The organism is Pantoea sp. ARC270, assembly GCF_003236725.1.
In the GTDB taxonomy this organism is placed as follows: domain Bacteria; phylum Pseudomonadota; class Gammaproteobacteria; order Enterobacterales; family Enterobacteriaceae; genus Pantoea; species Pantoea anthophila.
On record NZ_PUGA01000010.1, the window covers coordinates 173077 to 189364 of the forward strand.

Sequence of the window (16288 nt, forward strand, 5' to 3'; positions counted from 1 at the left end):
GGGAGTTGAAAATGCAAGAGAACTACAAAATTCTGGTCGTCGATGATGATATGCGTCTGCGTGCTCTGCTTGAACGCTATCTCACCGAGCAGGGCTTTCAGGTGCGCAGTGTCGCTAATGCCGAGCAGATGGATCGTCTGTTAACCCGTGAATCCTTTCATCTGATGGTGCTCGACCTGATGCTGCCAGGTGAAGATGGCCTCTCTATCTGCCGTCGTCTGCGCAGTCAGAGCAACCCGATGCCTATCATTATGGTGACGGCCAAGGGCGAAGAGGTCGATCGTATCGTCGGGCTGGAGATCGGCGCGGACGACTACATTCCTAAACCCTTTAACCCGCGTGAACTGCTGGCGCGTATCCGCGCGGTGCTGCGTCGTCAGGCCAATGAACTGCCCGGCGCACCGTCGCAGGAAGAGGCGATTATCGCCTTTGGTAAATTCAAACTTAACCTCGGCACCCGCGAGATGTTCCGTGAAGATGAGCCGATGCCGCTGACCAGCGGTGAGTTCGCCGTGCTGAAAGCCCTGGTGAGCCACCCGCGTGAGCCGCTGTCGCGCGACAAGCTGATGAACCTGGCGCGTGGCCGTGAATACAGTGCCATGGAGCGTTCGATTGACGTTCAGATCTCCCGCCTGCGTCGCATGGTGGAAGAGGACCCGGCGCATCCACGTTACATTCAGACCGTCTGGGGTCTGGGCTACGTCTTCGTGCCGGACGGCAGTAAAGCATGAGGCGACTGCGCTTCTCGCCACGCAGTTCGTTTGCGCGCACCCTGCTGCTGATCGTGACCCTGCTGTTTGTCAGCCTGGTCACGACCTATCTGGTGGTGCTGAACTTTGCCATCCTTCCCAGCCTGCAGCAGTTCAATAAGGTGCTGGCATACGAAGTACGTATGCTGATGACCGACCGGCTGCAGCTGGAGGATGGCACGCAGCTGGAAGTGCCTCCGGCGTTTCGCCGGGAAATCTACCGCGAACTGGGGATCTCGCTCTACACCAATGCAGCAGCAGAGGAGAGCGGATTGCGCTGGGCGCAGCACTATGAATTCCTGAGTGAACAGATGGGGCAGCAGCTGGGCGGGCCCACCGATGTGCGGGTCGAGGTCAACAAAAACTCGCCTGTGGTCTGGCTGAAAACCTGGCTGTCGCCTGATATCTGGGTGCGGGTGCCCCTGACGGAAATCCATCAGGGCGACTTCTCGCCGCTGTTCCGCTATACCCTGGCGATAATGCTGCTGGCGATTGGCGGCGCCTGGCTGTTTATCCGCATCCAGAACCGGCCGCTGGTGGATCTGGAGCACGCCGCTCTGCAGGTCGGACGCGGGATTATTCCGCCGCCGCTGCGCGAGTATGGCGCGTCCGAAGTCCGATCGGTGACCCGTGCCTTTAACCAGATGGCGGCCGGGGTAAAACAGCTGGCGGATGACCGAACGCTGCTCATGGCGGGGGTCAGTCACGACCTGCGCACGCCGCTGACCCGTATTCGTCTCGCCACCGAGATGATGAGCGAGCAGGATGGCTATCTGGCCGAATCGATTAACAAAGATATCGAAGAGTGCAACGCCATCATCGAACAGTTCATCGACTACCTGCGCACCGGTCAGGAGATGCAGACCGAGCGCGCCGACCTGAACAGCGTGCTGGGCGAGGTGGTGGCCGCAGAGAGTGGCTACGAACGTGAGATCGAAAATGCGGTGATGCCGGAAGAGTTAATGCTGGATATCAACCCGCTGTCGATCAAACGCGCACTGGCTAACCTGGTGGTCAACGCCGCGCGATACGGCAATGGCTGGATTAAAGTCAGCAGCGGACGGGAACTGCATCGCGCCTGGTTTCAGGTGGAAGATGACGGGCCGGGTATTAAGCCTGATCAGCTGGCGCATCTCTTCCAGCCGTTTGTGCGCGGCGACAGTGCCCGCAGCACCAGCGGAACCGGTCTCGGCCTGGCGATTGTACAGCGTATTATTGATGCGCATCAGGGGTCGCTGGAGATTGGCGAGAGCGAGCGCGGGGGATTGCGTATTCGCGCCTGGTTACCGTTAACGGAAAATATGGCGCTGAGCCATAACAACGGCAGCAACAGCGTCTCAGGCGGATAAAACGGGCGCGGCAGGAGGACTGCCGCGCCCGTTCCGTCAGCGTTGCGGGCCCGCTTTTACCAGCGCCGCACCGGCTGCGTTATCGGTGTACTTATCGAAGTTATCAATAAAGCGCTGCGCCAGACCTTCGGCGGCGGCGGTCCACTTCTCTTCACTCTCCCAGCTGCGACGCGGATCGAGCGTCTCACTGTCCAGCTCACCCAGTGTCACCGGCATCTGCAGATTGAAGATCGGCAGGGTTTCTACCGGCGCATTATCCAGTTCACCCGCCAGGATCGCGTTGATGATGGCACGGGTATTTTTCAGCGAGATGCGCTTGCCGCTGCCGTTCCAGCCGGTATTGACCAGATACGCCTGCGCACCGGACGCCTCCATCCGCTTCACCAGCACTTCGGCATACTGCGTCGGGTGCAGCGTCAGGAATGCGGCACCAAAACAGGCAGAGAAGGTCGGTGTTGGCTCAGTCACGCCACGCTCGGTTCCGGCCAGTTTGGCGGTAAAACCGGACAGGAAATGATACTGCGTCTGCTCCGGCGTCAGACGGGAAACCGGTGGCAGCACCCCAAACGCATCGGCGGTCAGGAAAATCACCTTCTTCGCATGGCCCGCTTTTGAGACCGGCTGCACGATGTTGTCGATGTGATTGATCGGGTAAGAGACGCGGGTGTTTTCGGTTTTGCTGCCGTCGGCGTAATCCACACTGCCATCTTCGCGCACCACCACATTCTCCAGCAGCGCATTACGGCGAATGGCGCGGTAGATCTCCGGCTCAGCCTGCTCTGAGAGGTTGATGGTTTTGGCGTAGCAGCCGCCCTCGAAGTTAAACACGCCGTCATCGTCCCAGCCATGTTCATCATCGCCAATCAGCTGGCGGTCAGGATCGGTCGAGAGAGTGGTTTTCCCGGTGCCCGACAGGCCAAAGAAGACCGCCACGTCGCCCGCTTTGCCAACGTTAGCAGAGCAGTGCATCGAAGCGATGCCTTTCAGCGGCAGCAGGTAGTTCATGATGGCGAACAGACCTTTCTTCATCTCGCCGCCGTACCAGGTGCCGCCAATCAGCTGCATGCGCTCCGTCAGATTGAAGGCGACAAAGTTCTCAGAGTGCAGACCCTGCGCCTGCCAGTCCGGGTTGGTGCATTTCGCGCCGTTCATCACCACAAAATCGGGCGTGAAGTCGGCCAGCTCAGCGTCGGTCGGCTGGATGAACATATTTTTGACGAAGTGGGCCTGCCAGGCCACTTCGGTGACGAAACGCACGCTCAGACGGGAGTCAGCATTGGCACCGCAGAAGGCATCCACGACAAACAGGCGCTTGCCGGAGAGCTGCCGGGTGACGCAGCTTTTCAGCGCGTTCCAGGTCTCCTGCGACAGGGGCTGGTTGTCATTTTTGCCGGTTCCCTGGTCGTTCCACCACAGGGTATCGCGCGTGGTGTCGTCACGCACAATGTACTTATCCTTTGGCGATCGCCCGGTGAAAATCCCGGTGTCTACTGCAATCGCACCGCTCTGCGTCAGGGTGCCACGTGCAAAACCTTCGAGGTCCGGGCGCGTCTCTTCCTGAAAGAGCGTGTCGTAATCAGGGTTGTAAACCACTTCCGTGGTATCCACGATGCCCAAAGCGGCAAGGTCTTGCGAGGTCAGGCCGTTAACGCGCATTTTACTGCTCCTTAAATCGGTGTCTGTTCTGCAAAGCAGAGATAGGTTGGGATCGTACGGCCGGCTGTTGCACTGATGCGACGACGCACTGAAAAGTCACAGCGCGTCGTCACCTCAGCCTGCAGGCACAACCAGGCTTATCAGGGCTTCTGCCTCTGCCTTCCGGGCGGCTGCACGATCGCGCGCAGTTTACTCTTCTGCGTTGAGGGAAAAAGGGCAGCGATCTAAAAATGCGACTCAGGGCGCGTTAAGGCTATGTTTCGAACGTTTTAAAGATGTTATGAAAGTAAAAAAAGATAATTTGTCTGAGAAATTATGGGGATAGGAGGGGGAGAGGAAAACGGGGCGGCAGACGCCGCCCGGTGAATCAGTGCAGACGCTCGTCATTCCCGTGAGAATGGCTGCGAATCGCCGCGATATCGACTGCGTCAAACACGTAGTCTGAACCGCAGTAGTCGCAGTGCATGTCAATTTTGCCATCTTCCGCGATGATCTCATCCACCTCTTCCTTCGGCAGCGTGGTCAGCACTTCACCACAGCGTTCACGCGAACAGGTGCATTTGTAGATGACCGGCTGCGGATCATAGAGGGTGACCTCTTCCTGATGGTAGAGACGCCACAGCACCTCATTGGCCGGCAGGGTGATCAGCTCGTCGGTTTTGATGGTTTCCGTCAGGGTCGCCAGGTGGTCGAACGCCTCTTTCTCTGTCTCCTGTGCCGGCAGAACCTGCAGCAGGATACCGGCGGCACCCTGGTCACTGGTGCGGATAAACAGCCGCGTAGGCAGCTGCTCAGAACGCATGAAGTAATCTTCCAGGCATTCCGCCAGCGTTTCACCTTCCAGTCCCACCACGCCCTGATAGCGCTCACCTTTTTCAGGGGAGATGGTGATCACCAGGTAGCCGTTGCCCACCATGCTTTTCAGGGTGCTGTCGGCCGGGATGTCGCCTTTTATGCGCGCCACGCCACGCAGCTCCTGATTATTGTTGCCGTTGATCACCGCCAGGGAGAGCGGACCGTCACCCTGCAGCTGCACGGTAATTTCACCGTCAAACTTCAGCGTGGCGGTCAGCAGGCTGGTGGCGACCAGCATTTCACCCAGCAGCGTCTTAACCGGAGCCGGATAGTCGTGGTTCTTCACGGTTTCACGCCAGGTGTCGGAGACGTTCACCAGCTCGCCGCGCACAGCGGCATTTTCAAACAGATAACGGTGCAGTTGATCCTGGACTGACATATTTTTTCTCTCACTGGAACGGGGCGATGGCGCGTCCGCGAAGACGGCATTACTCATCGCCCGATAATTTAAACTTCATCAAATCGCGACGCTCTTTTTTGTCAGGTCGCCGATCGGGATGGGGCATAGTCAGCGCATTCAGTTTGCGTGCCTGCGCCATTTTTTCGCGTTTCTCGATACTGGCATCGGTTTCGCGGTAGAGCTGCTGTGCCTCGCTGGCGGGGCGGCGCTGAGCGCTGATATTCGCCACCACCACGGTGCGTTCATCGTTGCCCTGACGCACGGTCAGTTCCGCATTCAGCTCGACGATCTTGCCGGGTTTACTGCGCTGACCGTTGTAGTGCACTTTGCCGCCTTCAATCATCTCCCGCGCAATTGCCCGGGTTTTGTAAAAGCGCGCAGCCCACAGCCATTTGTCGAGGCGAACCTCTTCGCTGCTTTTCTCTTTCATTGCTGCTCCTGACTCAGATCAGCGTCCGATAGTCGCCGGTGGCGCGGTGACGCTGAAAGATTTGCTCAGGACGACCCGAATCGGGATTTTTTACGCCTAAGCACCAGCCGATGCCCCATGACGCCGCAGCATCCAGAATCACTTCGCTGTCGTCGATAAACAGCGTGCGCGGCGCAGAAAAGCCGGTGTGCTGTTGTACCGCCTGCCACAGACGCGGGTCTTCTTTCGGATACCCAAAGGTATGGGTGGAAAGTAATAAATCAAGGTGTGGCGCTAAACCTGTCTGCGCCAGTTTGACGTCGAGATTATAGGGATGCGCGTTGGTCAGCAGGATGGTGCGCTTGCCAGCGCGACGCAGCGCCTGCAAAAAGGGCAGGGTGTCGTCACGCAGTGCGACCCGGCTGCGCATCGCCCAGGTCATGGCACGGATGTCCAGCGCCAGCGCCTCTGCCCAGTAATCCAGACAATACCAGTTTAGCGTATGGGCGACGGCCTGATACTTTTCCGTGATGATCCGGTCAGCGTCAGCCAGGGTGATGCCGCGCTGCTGGCTGAGCACCGCGGGCACATGCTCCAGCCAGAAATGACGATCAAACGCCAGATCCAGCAGCGTGCCATCCATGTCGAGCAGCACGGTGTCAATTTCAGACCAGTTGAGCATCGTGGCTCTCACCCTGTAAAAAAACCGGGCGACAGGGTAGCACAGAAGGGCAGGGCTCAGAATATCGAGCGCACGCTCTGCAAAGTGCTGAGGTTATGGTTGAAACACTTGTCGTAGTAGAGCTGGATGTCGATCATGCGCTGGCGATTACGGTGCATGCGGCGCAGGGCCAGCAGTCCGTTGATCACGCCGCAGGCCAGCAGCACCATCAGCAGCAGTACGGTGCCGAGATAGCGCCACTGCGCCATGGCATCCGGTTCATTGTGCAGCGCGATGTGACGCGTGCCGTTGGCATCGGTGGTGATGCTGGTGATGATGCCGCTGGCGCTGAAAGGCGTATGCAGCAGCATGGCGGAGATGCGCTGCAGCTCATGCCACTGAGCGGGCGGATCGAGATCGAACAGTGACACGGCAGGCTGAGGCTGACTGACCAGCTGGCGACCCTCGTCACTGACGATCAGGAATCCTCCCGGCGGCGGGCTGTTGAGGTTTTCAGCCGCACGGCGGGTTTCGCGGAAAAAGAAGGTCGAGGTGGCGGTATTCACCAGGTTCTCCAGCGCTTCCGCACTGACCGGTCGCAGCAGCACGTTCATGCCGTTTAGCTGGCCGGAGTCGGCGCGGCGCATCAGCGCCTCCCAGTCTTTGGCGTTGCCCAGGTTTACCAGCGCGTTTTTCAGGCGCACGCAATCCTGCGGCTGATTACAGAGATCCTGGGTCTTCATGACCAGATCGGAGAAGTCATCCAGCAGAATCATCCCGGACTTCTGGATCGCTGACGCCAGCTGCGGGTTCAGTTTGGGATCGGTATTGGTTTCCGGGTGCAGCTGACGGGTCGTGGTATCCAGCAGGGCGGCGGCTTTATCAATAATGTCAGATTGCGGCTGCGGCAACGGCTTCGCGTTATTCCAGTAGATGGCCGAGCAGTCGAACGGCATAAAGGCGTAACTCCGGTTGCTCTGGTAGTTATCCGGCACTGAACACATGCCGGTACCGCTCACCTTCAGGCTGTCGCCAATATTCAGGGCCACGCTGCTGAGTTTATCGACGCTGTTGACCTCCAGGCTGTCGGTGCCTCTGGCCCAGGCGAGACTGAGCTTGATCGGCATCCCGAGCGGAATCCAGGTGACCAGCAGGGTCAGCACCAGAAGCGAGCCGCAGGCCAGCACCACATTTTTCCGCCAGCGCTGAATCGGGAAATTTTTGACCTCATCCTGCAGGGATAAAAAGCGGCCCTGACGCACCACCTGACGGTTGAGGTAGATCTCCACGTCGGTCACCTGACCGAGGTCGTGCGCGACATAGGGCTGCCAGTGCGCCGGATAGGCGAGATCGATAATTCCCAGCGTGATGTTGCTCTGCTCCTGGTTCGATTCGCTGAACAGGCCCCAGCGCTTCGGCGCGCCGCGCAGGCAGTGGATGTCACGCAGGCCGCGCTCACCCGGAATGCGATAGAGCAGCCACAGGCTGGCTGCGATCATTCCCGCTCCGGCCAGCACCAGCCAGATCATCAGGGTCGTGGGCACCAGCAGGCTGAAGAAGAACAGTAAGAAGGCAAGCGAGATGATGACCCCTTCACGCGTGCCGTCTGGCCGCGACAGGCGATACTCTTCCGGGGTCTCTTTACGCACCTGCAGCAGTTCAACGTTTTCCGTTTCTGCTTTGCGGATCGAGGCGTTGGTCGACACCGGACGCATCAGCGTCGGCAGGGACTGCTGATCCACCGCGTAATCCACCAGCGAATGGCCGTTGAGCGAAATCACCAGCGGAATGGATTGGGTGCGGATTAACTCGACGTAGTTTTCGTCGGTGATGTACTGCTCCCACAGCGGCGGCAGATGAACTTCGACTTCATCCAGATAGTAACGCCATTTATGGGGATCGTCCGTTGAGAGGCCGTAGCGGGTAATGGCGCGGGTCACCGGATAGACGTTGTTGCTCTGCGCGGTCAGCGTCAGACGTTCAGACGCGCTGCGCTTGTCGGTCGTCACGGCGGTGCGGGGCTGTTTTGCCAGTGCGGTGACATATTTGTCTACCGCCTCGCGCTCCTGAGGGGAAAGCTTACGGCAGGGCGGACTGATAAATGGCAGCGGTTTCGCCAACGGCGGACGATGCCGCATAGCGTACCAGAACCCAATACCTGCCAGGATTGAACAGGTCAGCACTATGGCCAGGATCATAAAGATTGTGCTCATGCTCTGCTCAATTCAGCCAAAATGCTGCCTTCACTTTAAACGTACGCTCCGGGGGATGCTCACTTCTGAAGAGGCATTCCGGAAGATTATATAATCCTGAGGAGTCAGACACCCGATTAAATAGTGCCAGGGAATATCTGATTAGCATTTATTAAACCCTGCCTTGTCCGAATGGTAACCGGCTCAGACTGGATTAAATATCGGTATTATCTGAAACTTATCGCAGCATATTGACTAATGCAAATTTAGTCTTAACTGATAACCAAAGGCTGTTATTCAATTGCCGGAATCTATGTAACGATATCGTTATGGTGAGACTGTCGCACAATTGCCTGGGGTTAGGTATGCTAATTCGTTCCTGATAGCCGGCGCAGAAACTTTTGAGGCTGATATGAAAATTCCAAAAAAACCTGACATCCTCAATATCACCGCCGTGGCGCGTTCGCGGCTATTTACCGTCGAATCGGTCGATCTCGCCTTCAGTAACGGGGCGCGTCGCGTCTATGAGCGGATGAAGCCGTCAGAACGTGAAGCGGTCATGATTGTGCCCATTATTGATGACCATCTGATCCTGATTCAGGAGTATGCCGTCGGACTGGAAACCTATGAACTCGGGTTTCCCAAAGGGCTGATCGATGCAGGCGAAACTGTGAATGAGGCGGCGGTGCGGGAACTGAAAGAAGAGGTCGGTTTTGGGGCTGAGCACCTCACGCCGCTGGGCAAGCTCACGATGGCCCCCTCCTACTTTTCCAGCAAAATGAATATCGTGGTGGCAGAAGGTCTCTATCCCGATAAGCTGGAAGGTGACGAGCCGGAGCCACTGATTGTTCACCGCTGGCCGCTGAGCGATATGTTGTCGCTGCTGGAGGAGCCCGATTTTCGCGAGGCACGCAACGTCAGTGCGCTCTTTATGGCGCGCGAATGGCTGGTGAAGCAGGGGCGTCTGCGCTACTGAATAAAAAAGGCCGACTGATGTCGGCCTTTTAACAGGTTAAGTGTGCGGGTCACATCAGAACAGCTCGTGACTCTCGCCGTTGTCCATAATGGTGGTGCCCACATCATGAACGGAATACTCGGTCGGCTGGGTGCCGTTGATGAAGTACTCCTGACGCGTATTGCCTCCGCCATTTGCCAGCTTGCCGGTGCTGCGGTCAATCGTGACCGTGACCACGCCATCCGGCGGCGTTAACGGCTGCACCGGTACCCCCTCCAGCGCGCTCTTCATATATTCATCCCATGCCGGTTGCGCACTCTTAGCGCCGCCCTCATAGCCTGAAATCTGATCGGGAATCGCGCCGGAAAGGGTGCTGCGGCCTAAATTGCGGCGCGCATCATCAAAACCGATCCAGACGGAGGTCACGACGCCAGGGCCATAACCCGAGAACCAGGCATCTTTCGAGCTGTTCGTGGTACCGGTTTTCCCGCCAATGTCATTACGCTTCAGGTCACGACCGGCACGCCAGCCGGTTCCCATCCAGCCCGGTTCACCGAAGATGTTGCTGTTCAGTGCGCTCCTGATGAGGAAGCTGAGCGGGGTGTTGATGACATGCGGGGCATATTGCTGTTCGCCCTGCTGTGCCTGGGCCGGAACCTGCTCCAGTGCAGGCTGTGGCACCGCCTGGTTCTGATTGCTGTCTGACGCGGCCACGTTCTCAACGCTCTCTTCGTTCAGCGCCAGCGCTTTCTTCGTTTCGCCGTAGATCACCGGCAGATTGCACTGCGGACAGGCGATCTTCGGTTTCTCTTCAAAGACAATGCCGCCCTGTTCATTCTCAATCCGGGTGATGAAGTACGGGTCAATCAGGAAGCCGCCATTCGCCATCACGGAGTAGCCGCGCACCACCTGTAACGGGGTGAACGAGGCCGCCCCCAGGGCAAGCGACTCGGTATGAATAATGTTCTGCGCCGGGAATCCAAAGCGCTGCAGATACTCAGCGGCATAATCCACGCCCATGGCGCGCATCGCACGCACCATCACCACGTTTTTCGACTGGCCAAGTCCCTGACGCAGGCGAATCGGTCCATCGTAGGTTGGCGGTGAGTTTTTCGGACGCCAGTCGGCACCCGCACCGGCATCCCAGCGTGAAATCGGCACATCGTTCAGGATCGACGCCAGCGTCAGTCCGCGATCCATCGCGGCGGTGTAGAGGAACGGCTTGATGTTAGAGCCGACCTGGCGCAGTGCCTGGGTTGCACGGTTAAACATGCTCTGGTTAAAGGCGAAGCCGCCTACCAGCGCCCGCACCGCACCATCATTCGGATCGAGTGAGACCAGCGCCGAGTTCACATCCGGTACCTGGCCCAGCCACCACGCATCACCCACTTTGCGCACCCAGATCTGCTGGCCTGGCTGCAGCACCTGCGTCACGCTTTTCGGCGTCGGGCCCTGCACGGTGTCAGACTTATAAGGACGCGCCCAGCGCACACCCGCTAAGGCCAGCGACACATTGCTGCCATCTTTCATCATCACGGTTGCTTCATCACTGCGCGCTTCCGTGACCACCGCCGGATAGAGCGGGCCATAGACCGGCAGCGCACTCAGCGCTTTCTCGATCTTAGTCTGATCCCAGGCGGGCTCGCCCACCCGCCACAGCACGCTGGTCGGGCCGCGATAGCCATGACGCATATCGTAGGCGATGACGTTGTTACGCACCGAAGTCTGAGCCGCTTCCTGCAGGCGACGGGTCACGGTGGTGTAAACCTTATAGCCGTCGGTGTAGGCGTTGTCGCCGTAGCGCTTCACCATCTCCTGGCGCACCATCTCGCTGAGATAAGGGGCAGAGAAGGCGATTTCCGGGCCATGATACTTCGCCACCAGCGGCGTATTGCGTGCCTCATCATACTGCTGCTGCGTGATGTAGTGCTGATCCAGCATACGCGCCAGCACCACGTTGCGACGCGACAGGGCGCGGCTCGGCGAATAGAGCGGGTTAAAGGTGGACGGCGCTTTCGGCAGACCGGCAATCATCGCCATTTCACTCAGCGACAGCTGGTCAACCGGCTTACCAAAATAGACCTGCGAAGCAGCACCGATGCCATAAGCCCGGTAGCCGAGGTAGATCTTATTCAGGTAGAGCTCAAGAATTTCATCCTTATTGAGTAACTGCTCAATGCGGATTGCCAGAAACGCTTCCTTTATTTTACGCATCAGGGTGCGTTCCGGACTCAGGAAGAAGTTACGGGCCAGCTGCTGAGTGATGGTACTTGCTCCCTGGGAGGCGTGACCGGAGACCAGCGCGATGCTGGCCGCACGGAAAATCCCCACCGGGTCCACACCGTGGTGCTCATAAAAACGGCTGTCTTCGGTTGCAATAAACGCTTTCACCATCACAGGTGGCACTTGCTGCAGGGTCAAAGGAATACGGCGCATTTCGCCATACTGGGCGATCAGATCGCCGTCGGCGCTGTAAACCTGCATAGGGGTTTGCAGACGCACATCTTTCAGCGTGTTGACGTCAGGCAGCTGTGGCTCGATGTACTTGTACAAGCCATAAATCGAGCCAGCTCCCAACAGGATGCAACACACTGTAAGGATCAATAAATACTTTACGAACTTCACCTGGAGTTTCCCATCTATTGTCGTTTGAGCAGTTTATAAACAACCGCGCGGTAGTATAAAGGCAAGCCAGACGCTTTGATATGTCCATTTTCCCGGACGATAAGGAGATCGCGCGCATGGCTTTTCATACCTGGCAAATCGGGCTGGATATTCAGAACAGGCAGATGTGTGGCCTGGCCCTCCAGCGTCGTCGTGATGGCTGGCAGCTACGCCACTGGTGGCTGCAACGGCTGCCGCAAGATACGTTAAGAAACGGCGTGCTGCAATCTTCGCCTGAATTACAGGCGGTCCTGACAGCCTGGCGTCAGCAGTTGCCGCGCCGTTACTCGCTGAGGGTCGGGTTCCCCGCCCGGCTGGTGCTGCAGCGGCCGCTTCCGCTGCCCGCACAGTCACTCAGGGAGCCTGCGCTGGGGCACTACGTGCAGGTGGCCGCGCGTCGTCTCTTTCCGCTGGAGCCTGACACGCTGGCGCTGGACTATCACGAGGAGGCCGGAAACCGTCAGCTCTGCGTCACGGCGGCCCGGCGGGAGAGTGTTGACCAGTGGATGATGCCCCTGTTACAGGCGGGATTCAGGCCGCAGGTGCTGGAACTGACCACCGATGCGCTGAAGCGGCTGGCCCGGCAGGCGCGACTGCCGGGCGGCACGGTGCTGGTGCTGCAGCAGGAGGGGCGCTGGCTCTGGAGCGATGCGCAGACCGCAGCAGAGTGTGACGACGCCGTCACGCTGGACACACTGAAACAGCAGGCCTTTCCCCAGGCAACGGCCATCGCCTGGTGTGCCGCCACGCCAGCCGCGCTGCCCGCTGACGCTGTCGCGTTTTCCCCTTTTGATCTGCTTCGTTATCAGCAGCCCCCGTTGCCCGCGAATTCGGGAGCCTTTGCACTGGCGACCGGGCTGGCGCTGACCAGCGGAGATGACCCGGCGTGGCGGTAAATCTGCTGCCGTGGCGGCAGCAACGGCGGCAGCGGCAGCGACGGCAGAGCCTGCTGGTGCTGGCACTGGTGGCGGGCGGTCTGCTGCTGCTGGTGATGCAGCAGGCGTACCGGATCCATGAGGCGCGCCAGCGGATAGCGCAGGAGAGCAGGATGCAGCAGCAGGCGCTGGAGACACTGGCTGCGCGTTTAGCGCAGCAGAAGCAGCTGCTGGAACAGCTCGCGCTTCTGCAAAAACAGCAGGCGAAACAGCGTGACAAGGCTGCGCAGCTGGCCGGGTGGCAACAGTTCTGGCGCGATCTGCCCGGCATGCTGCCCGATACTGCCTGGCTGACCCGGCTGGAGAAGCGTGATAACCGCCTGATCCTGGAGGGGCAGGCGCAGGATATGGCAGCAATCCGGCAGTTTCGCCAGCAGCTTGCTACCGCCGCCCTGTTGGGTCAGGTGCAGCAGGGTGGGGTCCGGCGTCAGGCGGATGGCCGCTACCATTTTTCGCTACGGGCGCAGATAGCCGGGGGACGCGATGATTGATCGCTGGTGTCAGATGGCGGCTGTTCCGCGCTACGGCCTGCTGCTCCTTCTCGCGTCGGGTCTGCTTTTGCTTATCTGGCTGCCGGGCTTACGGCCTCAGCAGCAGGCACTGGCCGCTGAACGGGCGGCGCTGTCACAGTTAACCCGTACTCTGCAGCAGCGCCAGCAGCAGTGGCGTCAGCATCCCGCCATCGCGCAGCTGCAGGCGCAGCGGGGGGCGATGCAGCTCGCTCTGACTCGCGCAGCCGCATCGGAGGGGGCTATCGACGATATTCTGGCGGGCCGCTCTCACCAGCTGGAGGCGTGGCAGCCGGATGGCCCCGCCCGCCTGCTGACGCTGCATCTGCCCTGGCAGGCGTTCCGGACACTCTTTGCTGAGTTTGCCCAGGCCTCTGCGCCATTGCCTGTGCATTTCCTGCTGCTGGCGCAGCCGCAGGATCTGGAGGCGCAACTCTGGCTGGAGCCAGCCGATGCGCCATAGCCTGCTGATTCTGCTGCTGTGCTGGGGGGATGTGCTGGCACGCGATCCCTTCCGGCCTGTTGCCGCTTCCCTGTGTCAGGCGGCGGTGGCCCCGCTCACCGGCTGGCGTCTGCAGGGGATTGCCGGGCGGGAAACCCGCTATCAGGCCTGGCTGCTTACCCCGCAGGGAGAACGCGTCACGGTGGGCAGCAACACGCCTTTTCCTCTTACGCCCTGGCAACTGGTGGCGGTCACCTCCCGCAGCCTCACGCTTGCCGTGCCAGCGAGCTGTCACGCTCAGCAAACCACATTTTATTTAAAAGGATATGCGCATGTTAAGGATAGCGACCTTGCTCCTCATCAGCAGCCTGCAGCCGGTTTACGCCGCTGACGAGGCGCCGCTCAGCCTCGCTTTTGACCACGCACCGGTAGAGCAGATTCTGCAGGCGCTGGCTGACTATCAGCAGGTCAATCTGCTGATCGCGCCTGAGGTTGAGGGGGTGCTATCGCTGCGGCTGGATAACCTGCCGTGGCGTCAGGCGCTGGCGCTGGTGGCGCGGATGGCAAAACTGACGGTTATTGAGCAGGATAATGTTCTGCTGGTCTATCCGCTGCGCTGGCAGCAGGCGCAGGACGCGGCCCGGGAGGCGGAGCGGCAGGCGCAGTTACAGCAGACGCCTTTGCAACAGCGCACGGTCACACTCCGTTATGCCAGCGCCAGCGACGTTCATGCCAGCCTGCTGAGTGAACGCCAGTCACTGATGACGCCGCGTGGCAGCGTGACGGTGGATAAACGCACCAACGCGCTGCTTCTGCGCGATACCGCCGCGGCACTGAAAGAGACGGCGCGCTGGATTCAGGGGCTGGATCGGCCACTGGAGCAGATTGAACTCTCTGCCCATATCGTCACCATCAGTGAGGAGCACCTGCAGGAGCTGGGGGTGCAGTGGGGCATGCTGGCGGGAGATGCAGCGGTGACAGAGAGCCTGCATCACCCCCGGCTCGCTGTTCCGCTGGCGGTAAGTTCACCCGGTATCAGCGCAGGGATGGCGCTGGCGCGTATCGGCGGCGCCCTGCTGGATCTGGAGCTGAGCGCCCTGGAGCAGGAGAACCAGATTGAGATCATCGCCAGTCCGCGCCTCTTCACCTCGCACCAGCAGACCGCCTCGATTAAGCAGGGCACTGAAATTCCCTATGAAGTGTCGGCAGGCAACAGCGGCGCCACCTCGATTGAGTTTAAAGAAGCGGTGCTGGGCATGGAGGTGACGCCCACTATCGCCGGAAACGGCCGCATCCGGCTGAAGATCCATATCAGTCAGAATATGCCGGGGCGCAGCATCCGGACCGGTGACAGCGACATCTTATCCATCGATAAACAGGAAATAGAGACCCAGGTCACGGTCAGCGACGGGCAAACGCTGGCCTTAGGCGGCATCTTTCAGCAGCAGCGAAACCGGGGAGAGAACAGGGTGCCGCTGCTGGGAAAGGTGCCGCTGATTGGCGGACTGTTTCGCCAGCAATCGGCGCAGCGCAAAAAAAGAGAGCTGGTTATCTTTATTACGCCGCGATTGGTCAGGGAAGCAGCGCTTACGACGGGATAAAACGGAAAATGAGGCCCTCGGGGTCATCTGCGTTGACGCAGAAGAGGAATTAGCTTACAAGGTTTAGCGATTTTCAATACGGTGTAACCGTCTGAACCGGATAAATCCCGGTTAACAGATCAGACAACTCCTCTGTAAGCAGCGTGGTAAAAGACGCAGCGCTGGCGCGTTACAGTTTCGCGAACACAGGCCAATTCAGAAATGGATGTGCTGAAGGCAATATAATCGGTTGCCAAACAGCCTTGAGTGTTGAGATAATTTTTCATCTGACTCTTGCTAACGCTCATGAGGTCTCAGTTCCTGTCCCGCCAGCAAAAGCTGAACGCGGGGTATCATTAACGAATTCTTAGTAATACCGACAAAATGGCAGAGAAACGCAATATCTTTCTGGTTGGGCCGATGGGTGCCGGCAAAAGCACTATTGGCCGTCAGTTGGCTCAGCAACTCAACATGGAGTTCTTCGATTCCGATCAGGAAATTGAGCGACGCACCGGAGCGGATGTGGGCTGGGTTTTTGATGTCGAAGGCGAAGCTGGCTTTCGCGATCGCGAAGAAAAAATCATTAACGAACTGACCGAGAAGCAAGGCATCGTCCTGGCGACAGGGGGTGGTTCCGTCAAATCCCGGGAAACGCGTAATCGTCTCTCCGCCCGTGGTGTTGTGGTTTATCTTGAAACCACGATCGAGAAGCAACTGGCGCGCACTCAGCGCGATAAAAAACGTCCGTTGCTGCAGGTGGACTCCCCGCCGCGTGAGGTGCTTGAAGCGCTGGCTGGCGAACGTAACCCGCTCTACGAAGAGATCGCCGATGTGACCATTCGTACAGACGACCAAAGTGCGAAAGTCGTGGCGAATCAGATTATCCACATGTTGGAAAAAAGTTGATCCAACGTTCGAAGGCTCTCTGACAG

Annotated in this window: 15 protein-coding genes; 9 read left to right on the top strand and 6 right to left on the bottom strand. The window is 58.9% G+C overall.

Features of this window, described 5'->3' with window-relative positions; translation table 11 throughout:
• Positions 1-11: 11 nt before the first annotated feature.
• Positions 12-731: a two-component system response regulator OmpR gene (gene ompR / locus CKF42_RS07310; protein ID WP_003853014.1), complete on the top strand. Its 720-nt coding sequence runs from the start codon at positions 12-14 to the stop codon at positions 729-731.
• On the top strand, positions 728-2098 hold the full coding sequence (gene envZ / locus CKF42_RS07315) for a two-component system sensor histidine kinase EnvZ (RefSeq protein WP_009087704.1): 1371 nt from the start codon (positions 728-730) through the stop codon (positions 2096-2098). Before ompR ends, envZ begins: the two co-directional genes overlap by 4 nt.
• Positions 2099-2134: 36 nt before the next feature.
• On the opposite strand, the gene pckA is transcribed toward envZ, so the two are convergent.
• From pckA to CKF42_RS07340, 5 genes are all read right to left on the bottom strand, one after another.
• A complete protein-coding gene (pckA, locus tag CKF42_RS07320) occupies positions 2135-3754 on the bottom strand; it encodes a phosphoenolpyruvate carboxykinase (ATP) (RefSeq protein WP_111207882.1) in 1620 nt (539 codons plus the stop codon).
• A gap of 367 nt (positions 3755-4121) precedes the next feature.
• The gene (gene hslO, locus CKF42_RS07325; RefSeq protein WP_009087701.1) at positions 4122-4988 is read right to left on the bottom strand and encodes an Hsp33 family molecular chaperone HslO; all 867 of its coding nucleotides are present in this window, start codon (positions 4986-4988) and stop codon (positions 4122-4124) included.
• Between the two features lie 49 nt (positions 4989-5037).
• On the bottom strand, positions 5038-5439 hold the full coding sequence (hslR, locus tag CKF42_RS07330) for a ribosome-associated heat shock protein Hsp15 (protein WP_009087700.1): 402 nt from the start codon (positions 5437-5439) through the stop codon (positions 5038-5040).
• Positions 5440-5452: 13 nt separating this feature from the next.
• Entirely contained in the window at positions 5453-6100 is a 648-nt protein-coding gene (gene yrfG, locus CKF42_RS07335) for a GMP/IMP nucleotidase (protein ID WP_009087698.1), read from the bottom strand.
• A gap of 56 nt (positions 6101-6156) precedes the next feature.
• Entirely contained in the window at positions 6157-8292 is a 2136-nt protein-coding gene (locus CKF42_RS07340) for an intracellular growth attenuator family protein (RefSeq protein ID WP_111207883.1), read from the bottom strand.
• A gap of 391 nt (positions 8293-8683) precedes the next feature.
• On the opposite strand from CKF42_RS07340, the gene nudE reads away from it, so the two are divergent.
• Complete coding sequence (gene nudE, locus CKF42_RS07345) at positions 8684-9247, top strand: ADP compounds hydrolase NudE (protein WP_046100723.1); 564 nt, start codon at positions 8684-8686, stop codon at positions 9245-9247.
• Positions 9248-9301: 54 nt separating this feature from the next.
• Here nudE and mrcA read toward each other — a convergent pair whose 3' ends face one another.
• Complete coding sequence (gene mrcA, locus CKF42_RS07350) at positions 9302-11851, bottom strand: peptidoglycan glycosyltransferase/peptidoglycan DD-transpeptidase MrcA (RefSeq protein ID WP_009087693.1); 2550 nt, start codon at positions 11849-11851, stop codon at positions 9302-9304.
• A gap of 116 nt (positions 11852-11967) precedes the next feature.
• Between mrcA and pilM the strand changes: the two genes are divergently transcribed.
• From pilM to aroK, 6 genes are all read left to right on the top strand, one after another.
• A complete protein-coding gene (gene pilM, locus CKF42_RS07355) occupies positions 11968-12786 on the top strand; it encodes a type IV pilus biogenesis protein PilM (protein ID WP_111207906.1) in 819 nt (272 codons plus the stop codon).
• Positions 12777-13316 (top strand): PilN domain-containing protein, encoded by a 540-nt coding sequence (locus CKF42_RS07360; protein WP_046100721.1) that lies wholly within the window; start codon positions 12777-12779, stop codon positions 13314-13316. The genes pilM and CKF42_RS07360 overlap by 10 nt, the downstream gene beginning before the upstream one ends.
• Complete coding sequence (locus CKF42_RS07365; RefSeq protein WP_111207884.1) at positions 13309-13797, top strand: hypothetical protein; 489 nt, start codon at positions 13309-13311, stop codon at positions 13795-13797. The genes CKF42_RS07360 and CKF42_RS07365 overlap by 8 nt, the downstream gene beginning before the upstream one ends.
• Positions 13787-14167 carry a HofP DNA utilization family protein gene (locus tag CKF42_RS07370; protein WP_111207907.1) on the top strand — a complete coding sequence of 127 codons (381 nt, stop codon included), beginning with the start codon at positions 13787-13789 and terminating at the stop codon, positions 14165-14167. The genes CKF42_RS07365 and CKF42_RS07370 overlap by 11 nt, the downstream gene beginning before the upstream one ends.
• The gene (gene hofQ, locus CKF42_RS07375) at positions 14109-15377 is read left to right on the top strand and encodes a DNA uptake porin HofQ (RefSeq protein ID WP_111207885.1); all 1269 of its coding nucleotides are present in this window, start codon (positions 14109-14111) and stop codon (positions 15375-15377) included. The genes CKF42_RS07370 and hofQ overlap by 59 nt, the downstream gene beginning before the upstream one ends.
• A gap of 363 nt (positions 15378-15740) precedes the next feature.
• Entirely contained in the window at positions 15741-16262 is a 522-nt protein-coding gene (gene aroK / locus CKF42_RS07385) for a shikimate kinase AroK (protein ID WP_003852989.1), read from the top strand.
• Positions 16263-16288 lie beyond the last annotated feature (26 nt).